Origin of the sequence: Blastococcus litoris (assembly GCF_003075095.1) — a bacterium.
GTDB lineage: Bacteria > Actinomycetota > Actinomycetes > Mycobacteriales > Geodermatophilaceae > Blastococcus_B > Blastococcus_B litoris.
In genome coordinates this window covers 65,046-85,753 of sequence record NZ_QCZF01000010.1, presented here as the reverse complement: position 1 = coordinate 85,753, position 20,708 = coordinate 65,046, and the positions used below count along the sequence as shown (strand labels likewise).

At 74.5% G+C, this 20,708-nt stretch carries 19 protein-coding genes; 13 read left to right on the top strand and 6 right to left on the bottom strand.

Annotation, left to right across the window (positions count from 1 at the left end):
• Positions 1 to 30 precede the first annotated feature (30 nt).
• Positions 31 to 384 (top strand): hypothetical protein, encoded by a 354-nt coding sequence (locus DCS98_RS19185; protein ID WP_116452999.1) that lies wholly within the window; start codon positions 31 to 33, stop codon positions 382 to 384.
• Here DCS98_RS19185 and arr read toward each other — a convergent pair.
• Together arr and DCS98_RS19175 are read right to left on the bottom strand one after the other, a co-directional pair.
• Complete coding sequence (arr, locus tag DCS98_RS19180) at positions 381 to 842, bottom strand: NAD(+)--rifampin ADP-ribosyltransferase (RefSeq protein WP_116452998.1); 462 nt, start codon at positions 840 to 842, stop codon at positions 381 to 383. The genes DCS98_RS19185 and arr overlap by 4 nt on opposite strands.
• Before the next feature lie 16 nt (positions 843 to 858).
• Positions 859 to 1,800 carry a LysR family transcriptional regulator gene (locus tag DCS98_RS19175; protein WP_164704660.1) on the bottom strand — a complete coding sequence of 314 codons (942 nt, stop codon included), beginning with the start codon at positions 1,798 to 1,800 and terminating at the stop codon, positions 859 to 861.
• A 114-nt stretch (positions 1,801 to 1,914) separates the two neighbouring features.
• Here DCS98_RS19175 and DCS98_RS19170 point away from each other — a divergent pair, with 114 nt between their 5' ends.
• Genes DCS98_RS19170 through DCS98_RS19145 form a run of 6 tightly spaced genes read left to right on the top strand, consistent with a single transcriptional unit; the run spans position 1,915 to position 8,721 of the window.
• Positions 1,915 to 2,793, top strand: coding sequence for an FAD binding domain-containing protein (locus DCS98_RS19170; RefSeq protein ID WP_116452996.1), 879 nt, complete (start codon positions 1,915 to 1,917; stop codon positions 2,791 to 2,793).
• A gap of 12 nt (positions 2,794 to 2,805) precedes the next feature.
• Positions 2,806 to 3,297 (top strand): (2Fe-2S)-binding protein, encoded by a 492-nt coding sequence (locus DCS98_RS19165; RefSeq protein ID WP_116452995.1) that lies wholly within the window; start codon positions 2,806 to 2,808, stop codon positions 3,295 to 3,297.
• Positions 3,294 to 5,708, top strand: coding sequence for an aerobic carbon-monoxide dehydrogenase large subunit (locus DCS98_RS19160; protein ID WP_206340346.1), 2,415 nt, complete (start codon positions 3,294 to 3,296; stop codon positions 5,706 to 5,708). The genes DCS98_RS19165 and DCS98_RS19160 overlap by 4 nt, the downstream gene beginning before the upstream one ends.
• A 14-nt stretch (positions 5,709 to 5,722) precedes the next feature.
• Positions 5,723 to 6,613 carry an XdhC family protein gene (locus DCS98_RS19155; protein ID WP_116452994.1) on the top strand — a complete coding sequence of 297 codons (891 nt, stop codon included), beginning with the start codon at positions 5,723 to 5,725 and terminating at the stop codon, positions 6,611 to 6,613.
• Positions 6,614 to 6,659: 46 nt separating this feature from the next.
• Positions 6,660 to 7,538 (top strand): AAA family ATPase, encoded by an 879-nt coding sequence (locus DCS98_RS19150; protein ID WP_241038393.1) that lies wholly within the window; start codon positions 6,660 to 6,662, stop codon positions 7,536 to 7,538.
• Positions 7,531 to 8,721 carry a vWA domain-containing protein gene (locus DCS98_RS19145; protein ID WP_116452992.1) on the top strand — a complete coding sequence of 397 codons (1,191 nt, stop codon included), beginning with the start codon at positions 7,531 to 7,533 and terminating at the stop codon, positions 8,719 to 8,721. Before DCS98_RS19150 ends, DCS98_RS19145 begins: the two co-directional genes overlap by 8 nt.
• Before the next feature lie 10 nt (positions 8,722 to 8,731).
• On the opposite strand, the gene DCS98_RS19140 is transcribed toward DCS98_RS19145, so the two are convergent.
• Positions 8,732 to 9,256, bottom strand: a complete 525-nt coding sequence (locus DCS98_RS19140) for a DinB family protein (RefSeq protein WP_116452991.1) — start codon at positions 9,254 to 9,256, stop codon at positions 8,732 to 8,734.
• A 94-nt stretch (positions 9,257 to 9,350) separates the two neighbouring features.
• On the opposite strand from DCS98_RS19140, the gene DCS98_RS19135 reads away from it, so the two are divergent.
• The 5 genes from DCS98_RS19135 to DCS98_RS19115 all read left to right on the top strand — a co-directional run bounded on the left by DCS98_RS19135 (position 9,351) and on the right by DCS98_RS19115 (position 15,087).
• Complete coding sequence (locus DCS98_RS19135) at positions 9,351 to 10,328, top strand: helix-turn-helix transcriptional regulator (protein ID WP_116452990.1); 978 nt, start codon at positions 9,351 to 9,353, stop codon at positions 10,326 to 10,328.
• 115 nt (positions 10,329 to 10,443) lie between these two features.
• Complete coding sequence (locus DCS98_RS19130; RefSeq protein WP_116452989.1) at positions 10,444 to 11,475, top strand: BMP family protein; 1,032 nt, start codon at positions 10,444 to 10,446, stop codon at positions 11,473 to 11,475.
• Positions 11,472 to 13,079 (top strand): ABC transporter ATP-binding protein, encoded by a 1,608-nt coding sequence (locus DCS98_RS19125; protein WP_116452988.1) that lies wholly within the window; start codon positions 11,472 to 11,474, stop codon positions 13,077 to 13,079. The genes DCS98_RS19130 and DCS98_RS19125 overlap by 4 nt, the downstream gene beginning before the upstream one ends.
• Complete coding sequence (locus DCS98_RS19120; protein WP_116452987.1) at positions 13,076 to 14,161, top strand: ABC transporter permease; 1,086 nt, start codon at positions 13,076 to 13,078, stop codon at positions 14,159 to 14,161. Before DCS98_RS19125 ends, DCS98_RS19120 begins: the two co-directional genes overlap by 4 nt.
• Positions 14,158 to 15,087 carry an ABC transporter permease gene (locus DCS98_RS19115; protein WP_116452986.1) on the top strand — a complete coding sequence of 310 codons (930 nt, stop codon included), beginning with the start codon at positions 14,158 to 14,160 and terminating at the stop codon, positions 15,085 to 15,087. Before DCS98_RS19120 ends, DCS98_RS19115 begins: the two co-directional genes overlap by 4 nt.
• A 48-nt stretch (positions 15,088 to 15,135) precedes the next feature.
• On the opposite strand, the gene DCS98_RS19110 is transcribed toward DCS98_RS19115, so the two are convergent.
• The 3 genes from DCS98_RS19110 to DCS98_RS19100 form a co-directional block, all read right to left on the bottom strand.
• Complete coding sequence (locus DCS98_RS19110; RefSeq protein ID WP_116452985.1) at positions 15,136 to 16,527, bottom strand: NAD(P)/FAD-dependent oxidoreductase; 1,392 nt, start codon at positions 16,525 to 16,527, stop codon at positions 15,136 to 15,138.
• Positions 16,528 to 16,620: 93 nt separating this feature from the next.
• Positions 16,621 to 17,550, bottom strand: a complete 930-nt coding sequence (locus DCS98_RS19105) for a GGDEF domain-containing protein (RefSeq protein WP_116452984.1) — start codon at positions 17,548 to 17,550, stop codon at positions 16,621 to 16,623.
• A 68-nt stretch (positions 17,551 to 17,618) separates the two neighbouring features.
• A complete protein-coding gene (locus DCS98_RS19100) occupies positions 17,619 to 18,572 on the bottom strand; it encodes a S1C family serine protease (protein WP_116452983.1) in 954 nt (317 codons plus the stop codon).
• A 122-nt stretch (positions 18,573 to 18,694) separates the two neighbouring features.
• Between DCS98_RS19100 and DCS98_RS19095 the strand changes: the two genes are divergently transcribed.
• Positions 18,695 to 20,668 (top strand): amylosucrase, encoded by a 1,974-nt coding sequence (locus tag DCS98_RS19095; protein ID WP_116452982.1) that lies wholly within the window; start codon positions 18,695 to 18,697, stop codon positions 20,666 to 20,668.
• Positions 20,669 to 20,708: the final 40 nt, after the last annotated feature.

The following is a 20,708-nucleotide window of genomic DNA, read 5'->3' as shown; positions in this document are numbered from 1 at the left end:
GCCACCTGCCCCGATGACGCGGAGGACACCGTGAGCTCACCCCACGAGGCGGACATCGAGCGCACGTCGCCCGACCACTCCCGCAGCGGCGACGACGTCGCCGAGGCCATCGAGGTCGCCGAGCGCGGCAGCTCCGTGCAGGAGGTGCACGACCGCGGCACGGAGAAAACCACCGGGCGCGCACCCGTCGAGCAGCGGTACGGCGACCCGGAGATGACCGAGGGCCAGGTCGTGCTCGGCGACGGCGAGCCCGGAGGTCACAGCCCGATCGGCCTCGACCCCGAGGCCGGCAGCTCCGGCGCGGCCCAGTCGGAGCCCGGCGCCCGCATCTCCGACCGCGTGGCCGCGGGCGAGGAGCCACCCGCGGATCCGTCAGCCGGCTAGTCCTCGATGACGGCGAGACCCTGCTCGCGCAGCCGCGCGAGGGAGTCGAGCATGCCCGTCACCGTGTCCGGGTCGTGCCCCTCCCAGTCGGCCACCTCCCCGACCACGCGCACCGGGTGGCGGGAGCGGTAGGACTGCGTCGGGTTGCCGGGGAACCGCTTGTCGGTGACGTTCGGGTCGTCCTCGAACGGGCCCTGCGGCTCCACCACGTAGACGTGCCCCCGCTCCTCGAGCCCGGCCAGCGCGGTCGCCAGCTCGGCGCCCCACGCGGCCGTCTCCTGCAGGGCGGTGAAGTAGACGTTGTTCGACGTCCGGCCCGTCTCGAAGTTCGAGCCGTGCCCGGCCACCAGTTCGTCGCCGACCGCGAGCACCGCCTTCGTCCCGTGGAAGAAGGGGCCCGACACGTGCGCGCAGTGCTCGTACGTGACGGGCACGCGGGCTCCAGGCGTCTCGTCCATCGCCGTCCCTCCCGGCTCAGCTCCACAGCTCCACGCGCACCGTAGGCCGGGTGCGATCGCTCCGGCCCGACAGCAGGGCACTCGTCGCCTCCGGGGTGGTGAGGAAGCGCTGCAGCGCCCGGGCGGCGCTGGTCGCCGCTCCCTCTCCCGGGATGCCGGCCCACCAGAGGCCGGTCACCGGCGTCCCCTCGACCCGCAGCCGGACGACGTCGCCGCGGCGCACGGCCTCGCGCACGGCATGGGCCAGCGCGAACATCACCCCGCTCCCGGCGCGCACGGTGGCCAGCGCCTCGGCCTCGCTGCCCAGCCGCTCGACGTCCGGGGCGACGGGCAGCCGGGCCACCCAGCCCGCCTCCTCGCTGCCGGCCTCGATGCCGCCCGGCCCGGCCAGCCACCGGCATCCCGCGACCTCGGCCGGCCGCAGGGCGCCGAGCCGCGCGAGGGGGTGATCGGGAGCCGCGACGACGACGCGCTCGTAGCGCAGGAAGGGCACCGCGTCGACCGACTGGCCCGGCGCCGGCACCGGCCGCACGCCGAGCACGATGTCCGCGGCGTCGTCGGCCAGCGCGTCCGCCGGGCACGTGCCGACGGCCAGGTCGACGGCGACTCGCGGGACCCGGCGGGAGAAGGCCGCCAGCACCGCCCCCGCCGCGTGCTCCGCGCAGCCGGCCGTGGCCAGCACCCGGAGCCGCCCGGCCGACGTCGCGTGCGCCACCTCCCGCCGGGTCCGGTCGGCGAGGCGGACCAGCTCCCGGGCGCGGACGGCCAGCGCGCGCCCGCCGGGGGTCAGGGTGATGCCACCGCCGCTGCGGCGGAACAGCGGGTCGCCGAGGTCGGTGCGCAGGGCCGCGACGGCCGCGGAGACCGCCGGCTCGCTCACGCCGAGCGCCTCCGCCGCGGCCCGCAGCGACCCGAGCTCGGCGACGAGCGCGAACGCGCGCAGCTGGGTGAATGTCATCGTCGCCACCCTCATAAGGGAACGGTTATTTGCATGTTGACAGTGACGTGGGTCACGGACAAGCTCGCGCCGTCCGGGGCCCAGAGCGGGGATCCCGGGAGAGGGGGTACCCCCGTGCAGGTTCCGGCTCCGTTCGAGTACGTCAGGGCGACCAGCGTGGAGAACGTGCTGGAGCTGCTCGACCGGCACGGCGAGGAGGCCCGGGTCATCGCCGGCGGGCACAGCCTGCTGCCGATGATGAAGCTCCGGCTCGCCCGGCCCGAGTGGCTCATCGACATCAACGACGTCGCCGAGCTCGACCACCTCACCGAGGACGCCGACTCGTTGCGGGTCGGGGCGCTCACGCGGCACGCCACCCTGCTCTCGTCGGAGCTGGTCGGCCGGCTGTTCCCGATCATCCACGACGCCGAGCGCGTGATCGCCGACCCGGTCGTCCGCAACCGCGGCACGATCGGCGGTTCCCTGGGTCAGGCCGACCCCGCCGAGGACCTCACCACGGTCTGCGACGTGCTGGACGCGGAGATCGTCATCGCCGGCAGCGCCGGGCCGCGGGTCGTCGGCATCGCCGACCTGCACCGAGGGCCGTACGAGACCGCGTGCGAGCAGCACGAGCTCATCACCGAGATCCGGTTCCCCATCCGTGCCGGCCGGGGCAGCGCCTACGAGAAGGTCGAGCGGCGGGTCGGCGACTGGGCGGTGGCCGCGGCCGGCGCCTCCGTCGTCCTGGAGGACGACGGCCGGATCTGCGACGTCACGGTCGGGCTCACCGCGCTCGGGGTGGAGGGCTGCGTGCCCGGGATGCTCGAGGCGCTGTGCGAGCAGCAGCCCTCCGAGGAGCTGTTCGCCGAGGCCGGCCGCATCGCGGCCGAGGCCAGCTCGCCGGTCGAGGACCAGCGCGGGCCCGTGGACTACAAGCGGCACCTCGCCGACGAACTCACCCGCCGGGTGCTGCGCACGGCGGTCGCCCGTGCCGGTGCCCTCGCCGCCGTCTGAAGGAGCCCGACCATGCAGGTCACGATGACCGTCAACGGGGACGAGGTCACCCGCGACGTCGAACCCCGCCTCCTGCTCGTGCACTTCCTGCGGCAGACGCTCGGCCTCACCGGCACCCACTGGGGCTGCGACACCAGCAACTGCGGCACCTGCGTCGTGCTGGTCGACGGCGAGCCCGTGAAGTCCTGCACCCAGCTCGCCGCCATGACGGCCGGGCACGAGGTCCGGACGGTGGAGGGGCTGGCCGACGGGGCCACCCTCGACCCGGTCCAGCAGGGCTTCATGGAGGAGCACGGCCTGCAGTGCGGGTTCTGCACCTCCGGGATGATGCTGACCGCCCGTGCGCTGCTCGACCGCAACCCGCACCCGGACGAGACCGAGATCCGCGAGGCCATCTCCGGCCAGATCTGCCGGTGCACCGGCTACGCCACCATCGTCCGCTCCGTGCAGTGGGCCGCCGCCCACCCGGCCGCCGACACCACCGAGCAGGAGGTCCGGGCATGACGACCGTCCAGGAACGCTCGCCGATACCCCAGGAGCGCGAGCCCAACCCGGCGATGACCGCGGCCGACCGGCCGATCGGCTACGGGCGGGTGCAGCGCAAGGAGGACCCGCGGTTCGTCCGCGGCAAGGGCCGCTACCTCGACGACGTCGTCCTGCCCGGGATGCTGCACGGCGCGATCCTGCGCTCGCCGCTGGCCCACGCCCGGCTGGTCTCCATCGACACCACCGAGGCGCTGGCCCACCCGAAGGTCCGTGCGGTCATCACCGGCAAGGACCTGGAGGGGCTCAACCTCGCGTGGGCGCCCACCCTGTCGGCCGACGTCCAGGCCGTCCTGGCCACCGACAAGGTGCGGTTCCAGGGCCAGGAGGTCGCCTTCGTCGTCGCCGACGACCACTACTCCGCCCGCGACGCCCTCGAGCTCATCGACGTCGAGTACGAGGACCTGCCGCCGGTGGTCGACGCCCGCCGCGCCCTCGACCCCGACGCCCCGGTCATCCGCGACGACAAGGAGGGGCAGACCGACAACCACATCTTCGACTGGGAGGCCGGCGACGCCGCCGCGACCGACGCGGTCTTCGCCCGCGCCGACGTCGTCGTCAGCCAGGAGATGGTCTACCCGCGCGTGCACCCGGCGCCCATGGAGACCTGCGGCGCGATCGCCGACTACGACCCGATCGACGGCAAGCTGACGCTCTACGAGACCACCCAGGCCCCGCACGCCCACCGCACGCTCTACGCGATGGTGGCCGGCATCCCCGAGCACAAGATCCGGATCATCGCCGGCGACATCGGCGGCGGCTTCGGCAACAAGGTCGGCATCTACCCCGGCTACGTCTGCGCCGTCGTCGGCTCGATCGTCACCGGCAAGCCGGTCAAGTGGGTCGAGGACCGCTCCGAGAACCTGATGAGCACCTCGTTCGCGCGCGACTACATCATGAAGGGCGAGGTGGCGGCGACGAAGGACGGCAGGATCCTCGCCGTGAGGACGCACGTGCTCGCCGACCACGGCGCGTTCAACGCCACGGCGCAGCCGACCAAGTACCCGGCCGGCTTCTTCTCCATCTTCACCGGCAGCTACGACCTCGAGGCCGCGCACTGCTCGGTCACCGGCGTCTACACGAACAAGGCGCCCGGCGGGGTGGCCTACGCGTGCTCGTTCCGCGTCACCGAGGCGGTGTACCTGGTCGAGCGGATGGTCGACGTCCTCGCCGCCGAGCTGGAGATGGACCCGGCCGAGCTGCGCCTCGCGAACTTCATCCGCCCCGAGCAGTTCCCCTACGCGAACAAGACGGGCTGGGAGTACGACTCCGGCGACTACGAGCCGGCCATGCGGATGGCGATGGAGCAGGTGGGCTACGCCGAGCTGCGCCGCGAGCAGGCGGAGAAGCGGGCCCGCGGGGAGCTGATGGGCATCGGCGTCTCGTTCTTCACCGAGACGGTCGGTGCCGGCCCCCGCAAGCACATGGACATCGTCGGGCTGGGCATGGCCGACGGCGCCGAGGTGCGGGTGCACCCGACCGGCAAGGCCGTCGTCCGGCTGTCGGTGCAGACCCAGGGCCAGGGCCACGAGACGACGTTCGCGCAGATCGTCGCCGAGGAGCTCGGCATCCCGCCGGAGGACATCGAGGTCGTGCACGGCGACACCGACCAGACGCCGTTCGGCCTGGGCACCTACGGCAGCCGCTCGACACCGGTCAGCGGCGGCGCCGTGGCGCTCGCGTCCCGCAAGGTGCAGGACAAGGCCAAGCTGATCGCCGCCGCGATGCTGGAGACCCGGCCCGAGGACCTCGAGTGGGAGAAGGGTCGCTTCTTCGTGAAGGGCGACCCCTCGGTCGGGAAGACGATCCAGGAGATCGCGCTCGGCGCGCACGGCACCGTCGCGCTGCCCGAGGGCGTCGACGGCAACCTGGACGCCGAGGTCACCTACGACCCGCCCAACCTGACGTTCCCCTTCGGCGCCTACATCTGCGTGGTGGACGTGGACGCCGGCACCGGCAAGGTGCACGTGCGCCGGTTCGTCGCCGTCGACGACTGCGGCACGCGGATCAACCCGATGATCGTCGAGGGCCAGATCCACGGCGGCCTCGCCGACGGCGTCGGGATGGCGCTCATGGAGTTCATCGGCTTCGACGAGCAGGGCAACTGCCTGGGTGGCTCGTTCATGGACTACCTGATCCCGACGGCGATGGAGGTGCCGGACTGGGAGACCGGCTACACCGTGACGCCGTCGCCGCACCACCCGATCGGCGCGAAGGGGATCGGCGAGTCGGCGACGGTCGGCTCGCCCCCGGCGGTCGTCAACGCAGTCGTCGACGCGCTCGCCCCGTTCGGGATCACCCACATGGACATGCCGTGCACCCCGGCGCGGGTGTGGGAGGCCATGCAGGGCCGGCCCACCCCGCCGGTCTGAGGGGTGCCGATCCGATGAGCGTCACCGACACCGCGGCGGAGCTGACCCGCACCCGCGAGCCGTTCGTGCAGGCCACGGTGGTCCGCGCGCAGAAGCCGACCAGCGCGCACGCCGGTGACACGGCGCTGGTGCGCGCCGACGGGCGGATCGACGGATTCGTCGGGGGCACCTGCGCCGAGGCGTCGGTGCGCGAGTACGGGCTGATGACGTTGTCGACCAACGAGCCGCTCCTGCTGCGCATCGTCCCGGGCGAGGTGGGGCCGCAGGACTCCGAGGAGGGCGCGGTCACCGTCGCCAACCCGTGCCTGTCGGGGGGAGCGGTGGAGATCTTCCTGGAGCCGCGGGTGCCCGCGCCCCGGATGCTGGTGGTCGGCGACAGCCCGGTGGCCGAGGCACTGGCCGACCTCGGCCGGCCGCTGGGCTTCGACGTCCAGCTGGAGGCGGGGGAGCAGGCCCGCCCGCGGCCGGAGGACGCCGCGCTCGTGGTCGCCTCGCACGGCCGCGGCGAGGAACCGGCGCTCACCGAGGCCCTGCGCCTCGGCGTCCCCTACGTCGGGCTGATCGCCAGCCGCATCCGCGGGGCGGGGGTGCTCGCGTCCCTCGACGTCACCGACGAGCAGCGCAGCCGCGTGCACAGCCCCGCCGGGCTCGACATCGGCGGGCGGACCGCGGCGGAGATCGCGCTGTCGGTCCTGGCCGAGCTGGTGGCCGAGCGGCGCACGCGGGAGAGGGTGGCCCCGGCTGCGGCGCCCGCGACGGCCGTCGACCCGGTGTGCGGGATGACCGTGGCCGCGGTGGACAGCACCCCGCACGCCGAGATCGACGGCACGACGACCTGGTTCTGCTGCGCGGGCTGCCGGACGTCGTTCCTGGCGGACCCGGCCCGGTATGCCCCCGCCTCCTGACCAGCTCTCGGCACGGGAGGCTGCGCGGGCCGGGGCGGAGGAGGACGTGCGCGCCCGCCTCCCGGACGTCGGCGCACTGGCCGAGGCCCTCGACCAGGTCGACTACCTGGCCGAACCGGGGCTGGCGACCGCGCTCTTCCTCGCCGTGCGCCTGCCCCAGCCGATCCTGCTGGAGGGCGAGCCCGGCGTCGGCAAGACCGAGGCGGCCAAGGCCCTGGCCCGGGTGCTCGACACCCCGCTGTTCCGGCTGCAGTGCTTCGAGGGGATCGACGCCGCGGAGGCGCTGTACGAGTGGAACCACCCGCGCCAGCTGCTCGGCATCCGGCTGGCCGAGGCCCGGGGCGCCCCGCTGGCGGAGGACGACCTGTTCGGCGCCGACTACCTGCTGCGCCGCCCCCTGCTGCAGGCGATCGAGCACCCCGGTCCGGGCCCGGCGGTGCTGCTGCTCGACGAGATCGACCGGGCGGACGCGGAGTTCGAGGCCTTCACCTTCGAGGTGCTGGCGGAGGCGGCGGTGACCGTGCCGGAGCTCGGCACGATCCGCGCGGCGCACCCGCCGGTCGTCGTCCTCACCTCGAACCGCACCCGCGACCTGCACGACGCGCTGACCCGCCGCTGCCTCTACCACTGGATCGACTACCCCCCGCCCGACCGGGTGGCCGAGATCGTCCGGCGCCGGGTGCCCGGCAGCGCCGAGCCGCTGGCGGTGTCGGCGGCCGCCGCGGTGAACCGGCTGCGGTCGCTGGACATGGTGAAGCCGCCGGGGATCGCGGAGGTCATCGACTGGGTGGCGGCGCTGGACCTGCTGGGCGTCGACCGGCTCGACGCGGCGGCGGTCGAGCGGACGTGGGGGACGGTGCTCAAGAACCGGGACGACCAGGAGCTGGCCCGCACCCGTGGGGCGGCGTGGTTGGCCGGTGCCTGACCTCGGGACGGGCGGGGAGGTCGTGGTCGGAGCCGGCCCGCTCGCCGTGGGGCTGACCACCGCGCTGCACCGCGCCGGGCTGCCGGCCCCACCGGATCGGGCGGCGGGCCTGGCACGGGCGCTGCAGCTGGTCCCGCCGGTCGACCGGGAGGCGCTGTACTGGACCTGCCGGGTGGTGCTGGTGACCGACCGCGCGCAGCTGGCGGTCTTCGACGCCGTGTTCTCGGCGGTGTTCGACGGCCGTCTCGACCCCGCCGACAGCCGGGGTGACCCGACCGCACCCCCACCCATCGGCAGCGAGCCGCGCACCCGGCCCGCGCCGCCGGACGACCGGCCGTCGCAGCCGGGGGAGTCGGGTGCGGCCGCCGGCACGCCGGGTGGGGACGGCGGCGGCGCCGAGCGGGAGGTGCTGCTGGCGGCCGCCTCACCCGAGGAGCGGCTGCGGCAGACCTCGTTCGCGGAGCTCGACGTCGCCGAGCTGGCCGGGGTCCGGGAGCTGGTCCGGCGTCTGGTGCTGAGCACTCCGGTCCGGCGCAGCCGTCGCATCCGGGCGACCCGGCGGTCGGGCGACCGGCTGGAGCTGCGCCGCACGGTGCGGGCCGCCCAGCGGTCGGGCGGCGACCCGGTGCGGCTGGTGCACGCGGTCCGCCGGACGACGCCGCGGCGGCTGGTCCTGCTCTGCGACGTCTCGGGCTCGATGGAGCCCTACACCCGGGTCTACCTGACGCTGCTGCAGGGCGCGGTGGCCGGTGCCCGGGCGGAGGCGTTCGTGTTCTCGACGCGGCTGACCCGGCTGACCCGCCAGCTCGCCGGCCGCGACCCCGACCTGGCGCTGGCCCGTGCGGGCGCGACGTCCTCGGACTGGGCCGGGGGCACCCGCCTGGCGATGAGCATCGGCCGGTTCGTGGCCGACCACGGCCGCCGGGGGCTCGCACGTGGTGCCGTCGTGGTCGTGCTGTCGGACGGGTGGGCGACCGACGACCCCGACGACGTGGCCGACGCGATGCGGCGGCTGCGCCGGCTGGCCCACCGGGTGGTGTGGGTCAACCCGCGCAAGGCCGCGCCCGGCTACGCGCCGGTGGTCGGGGGCATGGCCGCCGCCCTCCCGTTCTGCGACGCGTTCGTGAGCGGCCACAGCCTCGCGGCGCTGGAGGAGGTCGTGGCGGCCGTCCGCGAGGGGTGAGCGCGGACTCTCACCCCATCGTCTTCTGGCCGTCGATGCTCTCGCGGAGGATGTCGGCGTGGCCGGCATGCTGGGCGGTCTCGGCGACGACGTGCAGGAACACCCGCCGTGCGGAGCGGACGGCGCCCGGCCGGAACCACGGGGCCGGGGGCAGCGGGTGCGAGGCGTCGAGGTCGGGCACGGTGCGCACCAGTTCGTCGGTGCGCTCGGCGACCTCCGCGTAGCGCGCGAGCAGCCCCTCGAGAGTCTCGTCCGGCCCCATCCGGAACTCGGCGGCCCACTTCTCCAGCTGCTCCGGATCGTCGCCGGCGCCCATGGCCGTCGGCCCGTCGAGGACGAAGTCGGCCCACATCTCCTCGGTGTGGGCGACGTGCTTGATCAGGCCGCCCAGCGTCAGCTCGCTCGCCGTCGGCCGCAGCCGGGCCTGCTCGTCGGTCAGCCCCTGGACCGTGTGCCGCAGGAAGTAGCGGTGGGTGGCCAGGGTCTCGAGCAGGTCCGCCCGCTCGGCGGTGAGGGTGGTCGCGGTGGTGGTCATCTCGGGTCGCCTTCCGTCGTCCTCGATCGGTCACCGTCGACGCTACGGAGAATCGGTGCCAGATCCTGACCGCGATGCGTGAGAACCTCCGGTCATGGCCGATTCCACCGCCCGCGCGCTCCGCCTGCTGTCGATGCTGCAGAACCGCCGGTACTGGGGCGGGGCCGAGCTGGCCGACCGGCTCGGCGTCTCGGTCCGCACGCTGCGTCGGGACGTCGACCGGCTGCGCGAGCTCGGCTACCCGGTGCAGGCGCGGCCCGGGGTGGACGGCGGCTACGAGCTCTCCCCGGGAGCGGTCCTTCCGCCGCTGGTGCTCGACGACGACGAGGCGGTCGCCCTGACCGTCGGGTTGCAGGCCGCCGCGCAGTCGCCGGTCGCCGGCACCGCGGAGGCGTCGGTGCGGGCACTGGCCAAGATCGTCCAGGTGTTGCCGACCCGGCTGCGCCGCCGTGCGGACGCGCTCCGCGCGGTCACCGTCGCGGCCGTGTGGACGCCGAGCCGGGCGGAGATCGACCCCGCGTGCCTGACCGCCGTCGCGCAGGCCTGCCGCGACACCGAGCGGCTGCGCTTCGGGTACACGACGGCCTCGGGCGAGTCGGCCGAGCGGTTCGTCGAGCCCTTCCGCCTGGTCGCCCTGGGCCGGCGCTGGTACCTGGTGGCCTTCGACCTCGACCGGGGCGACTGGCGCAGCTTCCGGCTCGACCGGCTCAGCGCTCCGCGCTCGACCGGGGCGCGCTTCGCGCCGCGCTCCCTCCCCGGTGGTGACGCCGCCGAGTTCGTCCGGGCGGGGATCACCTCCCGCCAGCCGGGTCACCGGGTGGAGGCCGAGGTGCAGGCCCCTGCCGACGAGGTGCGCGCCCGGATCGGGCAGTGGTCCACGGTCGAGCCGACCGGCGCCCGCAGCTGCCGCGTGCACATGGAGGCCGACGACCTCAGCTGGCCGGCGCTGGCGCTGGGCACGGTGGGGGCGGAGTTCGCCGTCCTCTCCCCACCCGAGCTGCGCGACCTGCTGGGGGAGTGGAGCGGGCGCTTCGCCGCAGCCGCGTCCGCGGAGCGGGGCCGCACCTCATAGGGGACCCAGCCGTCTCGCATCTCGATTGGGTTGCGGTACGTCACCGTGACTTCCAACACCTTAGCGCTGAGGTAACGGTGGGCCGCACCAACCGGCAGACCCCGAGGAGCCGTCCATGCGATCCCCCCGACTGCTGGCCAGTGCCCTGGCCACCGCTCTCCTGCTCTCCGCCGCGGCGTGCGGCGGCGGTGACGACGACAGCGGGGACGGCGGTGGTGGCGGCGGAGGCGGCGGAGGCGGCGAGGGCACCCGCATCGCGGCGGTCTTCTCCGGCACCACCACCGACGCCGACTACACGTTCCTCGGGCTCGAGGCCCTCCAGGCGGCCGAGGAGGACCACGGGGCGGAGATCACCTACTCCGAGAGCGTCCAGGTGCCCGACGCCGAGCGCGTGCTGCGCGAGTACGTCGCCGACGGCTACAACGTCGTGTGGACCCACGGCAGCCAGTTCTACGACGCCACCGTCGCCGTGGCGGCCGAGGCGCCCGACGTGGTCTTCATCGCCGAGCAGGACACCGAGCCGGCCGACGTCCCCGAGAACGTGTGGGTCCTCGACCGCAACTTCCACCTGGCCTTCTACCCGCTGGGCGTCCTCGCCGCCTCGGCCTCCGAGAGCGGCAAGATCGCCTACCTCGGCGGCGTGACCCTGCCGTTCTCCTACTCCGAGGTGCACGCGGTCGAGCAGGCGCTGGAGGACAGCGGCTCGGACGCCACGCTCACCCCGGTGTGGACCGGCGACTTCAACGACCCGACCAAGGCCCAGCAGTTCGCCAGCCAGCTGCTCGCCGACGGCAACGACGTCGTGCTCACCTCGCTGAACCTGGGCGCCGTCGGCGCGTTCGAGGCGGTGGACGACGCGGCCCCCGGCGTCCTCATGTCGGCGAAGTACACGGACAAGTCCAACCTGTCGCCCGACCACTACCTGACGTCGGTCATCTACGACTTCTCCGTGATGCTCGACGACATCCTCAGCTCGATCGAGGACGGCGAGACCGGCGGCTACCTCGGCATGACCTACGAGCAGGGCATCTCGCTGCAGACGCCGCAGAACGTCGATCAGGCCGTGGCCGACGAGGTGAACGCCATCGTGGAGCAGCTCGCGTCGGGCGAGATCGAGGTCGAGCGCGACGTGACCCCGGTCGAATGACGACTGCGCACACCGCCGGGTCGGCCCCGGGCTCCGCGCCCGGGCCGGCCCGGCCGCTCACGATGACCGGTGTCACCAAGACCTTCGGTCCGGTGCGCGCCCTGTCCGACGCCGACTTCGAGCTCGCCGCCGGCGAGGTGCACGGCCTGGTCGGCGGCAACGGGGCGGGCAAGACGACGTTGATGAACGTCCTCTACGGCCTCTACCGCGCCGACTCGGGGGACATCCGGGTCGACGGTCGCGAGGCGCACATCCGCTCCCCGCGGGACGCCATCGGGCTCGGCATCGGCATGGTGCACCAGCACCTCCTCCAGGTGGCCACGTACTCCGTGGTCGAGAACGTGGTGCTGGGGACGACCGAGCAGTCCGGCGGGCTGCGGGCGGCCGCGCGGCGGATCACCGAGCTCTCCGACCAGTTCGGGCTCTCCGTGGACCCCCGCGCCCGGACCGACCGGCTGTCCGTGGGTGCGCGCCAGCGCGTGGAGATCCTCAAGGTGCTCTACCGCGGCGCGCGGATCCTCATCCTCGACGAGCCGACGACCAACCTGACGCCGCAGGAGGTCGACGACCTGTTCGCCTCGCTGCGCGGCATCGTGGCCGAGGGCACCAGCGTCGTGTTCATCTCGCACAAGGCCCGCGAGGTGCTGGCGATCTGCGACCGCATCTCGGTCATGCGCGACGGGCGCCGGCTCACCACCGTGCGTCGCGCCGACACCGACGCGACCGGTCTGGCGTCGCTCATGGTGGGCGAGGTCGCCTCGGAGCAGTCCTCCGAGCTGGCCGCCGCGCTGGGTCTGGCCGCCGTCGGGGAGGTCACGGCGGAGGAGACCGGGCCGTCCGCCCAGGGCGCGGAGCGGCTGGTCGTCGGAGGCCTCGTCGTGCACAACGACATGGGCATGCCCGCCCTCCGCGGCGTCGACCTGACGGTCCGCGCGGGCGAGGTGCTGGGCGTGGCGGGCGTGGCCGGCAACGGGCAGGTCGAGCTGGCCGAGGCGCTCACCGGCGTCCGCCCGTCCGAGGTCGGGACGGTGCGGGTCGACGGCAGCGACCTGGCCGGCGCCCGCACCCGCCGGTGGATCGATGCCGGGGTCGCCTACGTGCCCGAGGACCGCCACCGCGACGGCATCCTGGGCGCGGCCACGGTCACCGACAACCTCCTGCTCGGGTCGCAGCGCAGCGGGTCCTACCGGAAGGCGGGCCTGATCGACTGGCGGCGGGTGCGGGAGCACGCCCGGACGACGATCGACCGCTACTCGATCAAGACGCCGGGCCCCGACGCCCCCGCGGCCAACCTCTCCGGCGGCAACATCCAGCGGCTGGTCCTGGCCCGTGCCTTCGACCGGGAGCCCGCCGTCCTGGTGCTGCAGAACCCCACCCGCGGCCTCGACCTGCGCTCGATCAAGTTCGTCTACGACCGGGTGCACGAGGCCCGCGACCGGGGGTGCGCCGTCGTCCTCATCTCCGAGGACCTCGACGAGCTCAGCCTGCTGGCCGACCGCATGGTCGTCCTCTACTCCGGTGAGGTCGTCGGCGAGCGCAGCCGCGGCACCTACGACGCCTACGAGCTGGGCCGGCTGATGGCCGGCGTCCGGGAGGACGCATGACCGCCCCCGTCCTGACCGAGCCGGACGCCCTCGCGCCCGCCCCACCGGGGCCGGCCGCGCGACTCCTGCGCGGCCTCCTGCCCTACGTGCTGGCGCTGGTCCTGGCGTTCGTCGTCTCGGGCATCGTGATCGCCGCCCTCGGCTACGACCCGGTCGAGGCGTTCCGCACGATCCTGACGACGTCGTTCAAGACCGACTTCGGGTTCACCGAGACGCTCACGAAGTGGGTCCCGCTCACCCTGCTGGCGCTCGGCTTCACCATCCCCCTGGCGGTGGGCCGGTTCAACATCGGCGGTGAGGGCCAGCTGCTGGTCGGCGCCACCGCCGCGGCCGGCGTGGGCATCGTCTACGGCGACCTGCCCACCGGTGTCCTGCTGCCCCTGGTGATCGTCGCCGGCGTCCTGGCCGGCGTCGTCTGGGCGGGGATCGCCGCGTTCCTCATGGGCCGGTTCCGGGTGAACGAGATCCTCAGCACGGTGCTGCTGAACTTCGTCTCGTTCCAGGTGCTCGACTACGCCGCGACCGAGGTGTGGTCCGACCCCGCCGCGGGCGTGGCGGCCACCCAGCGGGTGGGCGCGAACGCGGAGCTGCCGACCCTCGGCGGCCCGCCCGGGGTGCACGCCGGTCTCCTCCTCGCCGCGCTGGTGGCCCTGGCGACGATCGTCGTGACCCGCCGGACCGCAGCCGGGTTCGAGCTGCGCGCCGCCGGTACCAACCCGCGGGCCGCCGGCATCAACGGCATCCGCGTCGAGCGCATCGCGGTCGTCGCCCTGATCGTCGGCGGGGCGCTCGGCGGTCTCGCCGGCGCGCTGGAGGTCAGCGGCGTGCACGGCCGGGCGCTCGAGGGCATGCAGTCGAACTTCCTGCTGCTCGGCATCATCATCGGGCTGATCGCCCGCGGCAGCGCCCTCTGGGTGCCCGTCGTCTCCTTCGGGATCGCGATCCTCGAGGTCGGCGCCAGTTCCATGCAGCGCACCGTCGGCGTGCCGGCGGAGATGGTCCTCATCATCGAGGCGCTGATCCTGATCTTCCTGCTGCTCTCCGACGTGATCGCCGGGCGGCTGGCGAGGAGAGCGGCATGAACGAGTTCGCGGTCCTCGCCCAGCTCACCGTCGTCGCGATGGTGCCCTACCTGCTCGCCTCGCTGGGCACGATGCTCGGCGGGCTGGCAGGCGTCTTCAGCGTCTCCCAGGAAGGCGTCATGCTGCTCGGCGCCTCCGTGGGCTTCCTGGTCAGCTACGGGACGGGCAGCAGCACGGTCGGGGTCCTCGTCGCCGCCGCGGTCGGAGCGCTCTTCGGGTTCGCCCTCGGCTGGGCCACCACGGTGCTGCGCCTCGACCAGTTCGTCGTCGGCCTCGCGCTGTTCTTCGCGGCGACGGGGCTGGCCGGTCTGCTCTACCGCATCGTCATCGGGCAGACCGCCACGACGCCGCTGGTGGACACGCTGCCCCGCCTGGAGATCCCGCTCCTCAAGGACATCCCGCTGCTCGGGAAGGCGCTGTTCTCGCACAACCTGCTGGTCTACCTCGCGGCGCTGGTGACCGTCGGGCTGTGGTTCTTCCTGTACCGGACGCGGGCCGGGCTGGACCTGCGGTCGGTGGGGGAGAACCCCAAGGCAGCCGACAGCCTCGGCATCGCGGTGGTCCGCACGCGGCTCTGGACGACGGCGGTGGGCGGCGCGCTCATGGGCGTCGCGGGTGCCTTCCTCCCGCTGGTGTACACCGGCACGTTCACCGAGGGCATCGTCGGTGGTCGCGGCTGGCTGGCGATCGCCCTGACGTTCTTCGGCGGGTGGCGGCCGCAGTTCATCGCGGCGGGAGCGCTGTTCTTCGCCACGATGGACGTCGTGGCGTTGCGCGCGGAGGTGTCGGGGATCGACATCCCCAGCCAGGTGCTGCTGGTCATCCCGTACGTGGCCACGCTGGTCGTCATGGTGTTCGCCTTCCGCTGGGCCCGGGTTCCCGAGTTCCTCGGGCGGAACTACGACCGGGAGAGCCGGACCGGCTGAGCGGCGCACCGGCCGGGGGCCTCCGGCTCCCGGCCGGTGCTCACCGGCTCAGGCGGCGACGAACTCGAGCAGCCGCTCGCGGGGGATCCCCGGCGACGGGGGTGCCGGCTCCTGGGCGGTGATCCGGGCCAGGACGTCGGGCCGGGTGAAGGCCTCCTGCGGTGGCGTGAGGCACTGGACCGTGGCCAGCAGCGCCCGGAAGACGTCGGCGTCGACCATCGCCGCCGTCTGCAGCCGGGCGGAGAACGGGTCGGGGGCCGGAGGCTGCCGGCCCTGGCGCAGCGCCTCCATCTCCGCGTGCCGGGCCTCGTCCATCGCCATCTGCGCCCGGTAGAAGGGGGTCAGCGTGCGCTCGGTCGCGTCGTCGTGGACGAGGGCGAGGTCGCCGGGGCGGTCGAGGTGCTCGGCGACCGCCCTGGCCAGCAGCTGGGCGTGCACCACGCCCACCGTCAGGCCCCGGCCCGCGCTCGGGTTCGTGCACGCCCAGGCGTCGCCCACCGCGAGGAAGCCCGTCGCGACGGGTCGCCCGTCGACGACGAAGCGGCGGTAGCGGTCGAGCACCCCGGCGATCGGCAGCACACCGGAGGCGGGGCGGCCGTCGAGCCAGTGCGCCTGCCGCGGGCAGGCGCCGACGAGCCGGTCGAAGACCTCGGGAGAGCGGAGCGCCTTGAGCGGCGTGTCGTGCGCCGGCGCGTACAGCGTCACCGACCACGTGCCGTTGTCGCCCTCCAGCGTCAGCACCGAGAACCCGCCCATGGGGGTCAGCGCGGGGCCGCGCTGCTCCGGTGCCCGCGGGCCGGTGAAGAAGCGCGTGAAGTACATGAAGCCGCGGTCGGCCGACTCGACGACGGGAGGCCGGGCGCCCATCTCCACCAGCCACCCCGCCGTGGGCGTGCGGCGGCCCATCGCGTCGACGACCAGGTCGGCCGGCAGCACCTCGCCGCCGGCCAGCCGGACGCCGGCGACGTGCGGCACGCCGGCCACCGCCGACGGTCCCGGCACCAGGCCCGCTGCCCGCTCGCCGCGCCGGACGGTGATCCCCGTGTGCTCCTCTGCGGCGGCGGCGACCACCGCCTCGACGACCGCGCGGCGGCCGGTGACGTAGCGCAGGCGTTCGTCCCCCTCCCGTGGGGAGCGGTCGGCGAGGGTGGGCGGGAGGTGGGCCGCAGGGTCGACCTGCACGCAGCCGGCGGCGAGCAGGCGGTCGGTGAGCCCGGGCAGCTCGGCGTCGCAGACCTCGCGGAAGCGGGCGAAGACGGTGTGCGCCTGCTGGAACTGGGGGACGCCCTTGCGCCGCCAGGCCGACCACGCCGCGGCGGGGGTCGTCGGAGCCCCGTCCGGATCGGCCTCGAGGACGGTGACCCGGTGACCGGCCCGCCCCAGCATCATGGCGGTGGACAGGCCGACGACGCTCCCACCGCAGACGACGACAGCTGCCATGGCGAGCCTCCCGCTCGTGCCCCCCGCCCGGCGGACGGTGCCACGTCGGCGGGCGCGGGACCAGGGACGTGGGGCCCTGCTCCGGGGGCTCGCTCAGGCGGTGCGGCCGCTGCGCTTCTGCAGGTAGAGGTCGGCGTCGGCGCGGGCGAGCACCGTTGTCAGGGTGTCGCCGTGCTGCGCCGCCGCGATGCCGACCGACCAGGCGAAGGCGTGGGTGGCCGCCAGCTGCTGGAGGATCTCGCGGGCGCCCGAGGAGTCGGTGGCGGGCAGGCACAGCACGAACTCGTCGCCGCCGTACCTGCCGAGCAGGTCGGCCTGGCGCAGGCGCGCGGACCAGCCCGCGGTCAGGTCCCGCAGCAGGGCGTCGCCGGCGCCGTGCCCCTCCCGGTCGTTGACCTCCTTGAAGTCGTCGAGGTCGAGCAGCGCGAAGCTCAGCGGCTCGCCCGTGCGCGCCGCCCGGGCGAGGTGCCGGCCAGCCTCCGCCTCCCACGCGCGGCGGTTGGCCACGCCGGTGAGGGGGTCGGTGGTCGCGGCCCGGCGCAGGCTGCGGGCCAGCCGCCCCTGCGCCTCGGTGAAGGCGACCACCGAGACCATCAGGGTGATCCAGGCGACGGCGAAGCGGTCGGGCCGGGCCGCCACCGCACCCGCCGTCGTCACCGCGACGAGCAGAGCGGCGTGCGCCCGGGCGGCCGGCAGCTCGAAGAAGTGCGCCGCGTACAGCCCGACCGCGATCACCGCCGGGCCCAGGCCGACGATCCCCACCGACGTCGCCGACCGCGACGCGAGCAGGCCGATCAGGACGCTGACCAGGGCGACGGCGGCGTGGAACTCCCAGGAGCGCAGGCGCGCGCGGAAGGCCCAGATGAGCGCACCGCCGACGAGCCCGACGACGGCCAGGACCGCGGTCAGCTCCACCGGGGCGTCCTGGTGGATCGGCCAGAGGGCCGATGCCAGGCACAGCGCCCCGCTGACGGCGTAGAGCGCCGCCAGGAGGAGGGCCGGCGTCCGCCGGTCGGCAGTCATGGCGTTCATCCTGCCTGGGAAACGACCGTCCCCGGCATTGGTTGCCCCCCATGGGGTGGCGTGCCGCGTCAGCCGCCGGTGAGCTCCGTGGGCGTGGTGATGACGTCGACCATCGCCCCGCGGCGGTGCACCGTCATGGGCAGCGGACGCCCGATCGCCTCCCCGAACAGCAGCCGCTGCAGGCTCTGCGCGTCGGCCACCGGGCGGCGTCCCGCCTCGAGCACGAGGTCGCCCGGCTTGAGGCCGGCCCGGTCGGCCGGGGCGCCCGGCACCACGTCGACGATGCGCAGCCCGCGGCGCCGTCCGTTGCGTTCGGCGAGCGGTGCGGGCAGCGGCGCCGGGGTGCTGACCAGCCCGAGGTAGGCGCGCCGCACCCGGCCGTCGGCGACGAGCGCGCCGACGATCCGGCGGCTGGTGTCGTTGACCGGGATCGCCAGGCCCAGCCCCCAGCCGGCGACGGCGGTGTTGATGCCGACCACCCGGGACGACGAGTCGGCGAGCGCACCGCCGCTGTTGCCGGGGTTGAGCGCGGCGTCGGTCTGGATGACGTCCTCGACCACCCGCGCCGTCCGCCCGTCGCGCGTGGGCAGCGACCGGCCGAGCCCGCTGACCACGCCGGCGGTCACCGATCCGCTCAGACCCAGGGGGTTCCCGACGGCGACCACCAGCTGCCCCACGCGGAGGTCGCCGGCGTCGCCCAGCTCGGCCGGCGGCGGGGTCGCGTCCCGCGCCCGGACGACGGCGAGGTCGGACAGCGGGTCGGCGCCGACGACGTCGACGTCGGACTCGGTCCCGTCGCTGAACACCGCCCGCCCGCGGGTGGCCCGCCCGACCACGTGCGCGTTGGTCAGCAGCAGGCCGTCGTCGCTCACGACCACGGCCGACCCCGCCCCCGACCGGCCGTCCGGGCCGGTGACCTGGAGCGCCGCGACGTGCGGCGTGAGGTCGCCGGCGACGGCGGTGACGATCCGCGAGTACGCGTCCAGGGCCGCCTCGGTCCCGGACCCGGGTGCCACGCTCATGGCGTCCCTCCCTCGATTACAGGCTTACACCCAGTGAACGCCTGTCCGGGGCGCCGTGGCGGCCGTCACGCCGTGGGCGAACAGGACCCCGATACTGGGCCGATGACGCGCGGAGGCCGGCCGTGACCGCATCGGATGCCGCGCGCCGGCGGGCCGCCGAGAACGCCTGGCGGCGCCTGCGGCCCGTGCTCGCCGACGAGGCCACGGCTGCCCTGGGCGCCGACGAGGCCGACGCCTTCCTGACCAGGGTCGACGTCGCGCTCGTCGACCTGCACGAGCCGCTCGCCGTCCTCTACGGGGAGGACGCCGACGCGCTCTTCGCGCGGGCGCTGCGCCTCGCCCTCGCCGCCGCTGCCGAACGGCCGCCCGACCTGCGCCGCCTCGACCGCCGTCGCGAGATCGATCCCGGGTGGTTCCAGCGGGCCCGGATGCAGGGCTACGTCTGCTACGTCGACAGGTTCTGCGGCACGCTCGACGCGCTGCCCGGGCGGCTGGACCACCTGGCCGAGCTCGGCACCACCTACCTGCACCTCATGCCGCTCCTGCAGCCCCGGCCGGGGGAGAACGACGGCGGCTACGCGGTCGCCGACTACCGCGCCGTCGATCCGCGGCTGGGCACCATGGCCGACCTCGAGGACGTCGCCCGCGCCCTGCACGAGCGGGACATGAGCCTGTGCATCGACCTGGTCCTCAACCACACCGCCCGCGAGCACGCGTGGGCGCAGGGCTGGCTGGCCGGCGACCTCGCCTACGCCGGCTTCTACACCGCGTTCCCCGACCGCCGGATGCCCGACGCCTACGACGCGACCATCCCGGAGGTCTTCCCCGACCGCGCCCCCGGCTCGTTCAGCTGGGTGCCCGAGGCGTGCGGCGGTGCCGGCGGCTGGGTGTGGACGACGTTCTGGCCCTACCAGTGGGACCTCGACTACACCAACCCCGAGGTGACGCTGGCGATGCTCGGCGAGATCTCCTGGCTGGCCAACCGGGGGGTCGACGTCTTCCGCATGGACGCCGTCCCGTTCATGTGGAAGCGGCTGGGCACCAGCTGCCAGAACCAGCCGGAGGGACACACGCTCCTGCAGCTGATGCACGCGCTCACCCGGCTGGCCGCGCCGGGCGTGGTGTTCAAGGCGGAGGCGATCGTCTCCCCGGAGGACCTCGTGCCCTACCTCGGCGGGCACGACAGGTACCGCCCCGAGTGCGAGCTGGCGTACCACAACCAGCTCATGGTGCTGCTGTGGAGCAGCCTCGCGACCGGGGACGCCCGGCTGGCCAGGTCGGCGCTGGATCGGATGCGGCCCATCCCGCCGAGCACCTCGTGGGTGACCTACGTCCGGGGGCACGACGACATCGGCTGGGCGGTCAGCGACGTGGACGCCGCCGCCGTGGGGGTCAGCGGGTCCGGCCACCGGCGGTTCCTCAACGACTTCTTCAGCGGCCGCTTCCCGGGGTCGTTCGCCCGCGGGGAGCTCTTCCAGGAGAACGAGGCGACCGGCGACGCGCGGATCTCCGGCTCGGCGGCCTCGCTGTGCGGGATCGAGGACGCCCTCGAGCGGGACGACCGGGCGGCACTCGACGCCGGCGTCCGGCGGCTGGTCCTCCTGTACTCGGTGGCCTACGCCTACGGGGGCATCCCGCTGCTCTACATGGGGGACGAGCTGGCGCTGCGCAACGACCGCGGCTACCTGGCCGACGCCGAGCGGGCGCCGGACAACCGGTGGCTGCACCGGCCGCCGATGGACTGGGCCGCAGCCGGACGGCGGGCGGACCCGGCGACCCTGGAGGGCCGGGTCTTCGGCTGGTTCGTGCGGCTGGGTGCCGCCCGCCGCTCCCTGGTGGCGCTGCGCGGGGGAGTGGAGTCCGAGGTCCTCGACGTCGGGGACGACGCGGTGCTGGCCTGGCGGCGCCGGCACCCGCGCGGCGGGACGTTCGTCGCCGTCGCCAACTTCGGCGCGACGGCCGCGCGGATCGACGCGGACGCGGTGACCGGCTTCGGCACCTTCCGGGAGGTGCTCAGCAGCGACGGGCCGCTGGGCGTGGAGGAGGGCCGGCTGCTGCTGCCCGCGCACGGCTTCGCCTGGTTCGCCGAACCCTGAGGAGGGTGCGGCCCGGCTCGCGAGGCCCTACCGTCGGCAG

Excerpts from the sequence above, each read along its gene's own strand:
- arr (WP_116452998.1), bottom strand. The coding sequence starts at position 842 with ATGGACGAGACGCCTGGAGCCCGCGTGCCCGTCACGTACGAGCACTGC.
- DCS98_RS19175 (WP_164704660.1), bottom strand. The coding sequence starts at position 1,800 with ATGACATTCACCCAGCTGCGCGCGTTCGCGCTCGTCGCCGAGCTCGGG.
- DCS98_RS19165 (WP_116452995.1), top strand. The coding sequence starts at position 2,806 with ATGCAGGTCACGATGACCGTCAACGGGGACGAGGTCACCCGCGACGTC.
- DCS98_RS19160 (WP_206340346.1), top strand. The coding sequence starts at position 3,294 with ATGACGACCGTCCAGGAACGCTCGCCGATACCCCAGGAGCGCGAGCCC.
- DCS98_RS19155 (WP_116452994.1), top strand. The coding sequence starts at position 5,723 with ATGAGCGTCACCGACACCGCGGCGGAGCTGACCCGCACCCGCGAGCCG.
- DCS98_RS19140 (WP_116452991.1), bottom strand. The coding sequence starts at position 9,256 with ATGACCACCACCGCGACCACCCTCACCGCCGAGCGGGCGGACCTGCTC.
- DCS98_RS19135 (WP_116452990.1), top strand. The coding sequence starts at position 9,351 with ATGGCCGATTCCACCGCCCGCGCGCTCCGCCTGCTGTCGATGCTGCAG.
- DCS98_RS19130 (WP_116452989.1), top strand. The coding sequence starts at position 10,444 with ATGCGATCCCCCCGACTGCTGGCCAGTGCCCTGGCCACCGCTCTCCTG.
- DCS98_RS19125 (WP_116452988.1), top strand. The coding sequence starts at position 11,472 with ATGACGACTGCGCACACCGCCGGGTCGGCCCCGGGCTCCGCGCCCGGG.
- DCS98_RS19120 (WP_116452987.1), top strand. The coding sequence starts at position 13,076 with ATGACCGCCCCCGTCCTGACCGAGCCGGACGCCCTCGCGCCCGCCCCA.
- DCS98_RS19115 (WP_116452986.1), top strand. The coding sequence starts at position 14,158 with ATGAACGAGTTCGCGGTCCTCGCCCAGCTCACCGTCGTCGCGATGGTG.
- DCS98_RS19110 (WP_116452985.1), bottom strand. The coding sequence starts at position 16,527 with ATGGCAGCTGTCGTCGTCTGCGGTGGGAGCGTCGTCGGCCTGTCCACC.
- DCS98_RS19105 (WP_116452984.1), bottom strand. The coding sequence starts at position 17,550 with ATGACTGCCGACCGGCGGACGCCGGCCCTCCTCCTGGCGGCGCTCTAC.
- DCS98_RS19100 (WP_116452983.1), bottom strand. The coding sequence starts at position 18,572 with ATGAGCGTGGCACCCGGGTCCGGGACCGAGGCGGCCCTGGACGCGTAC.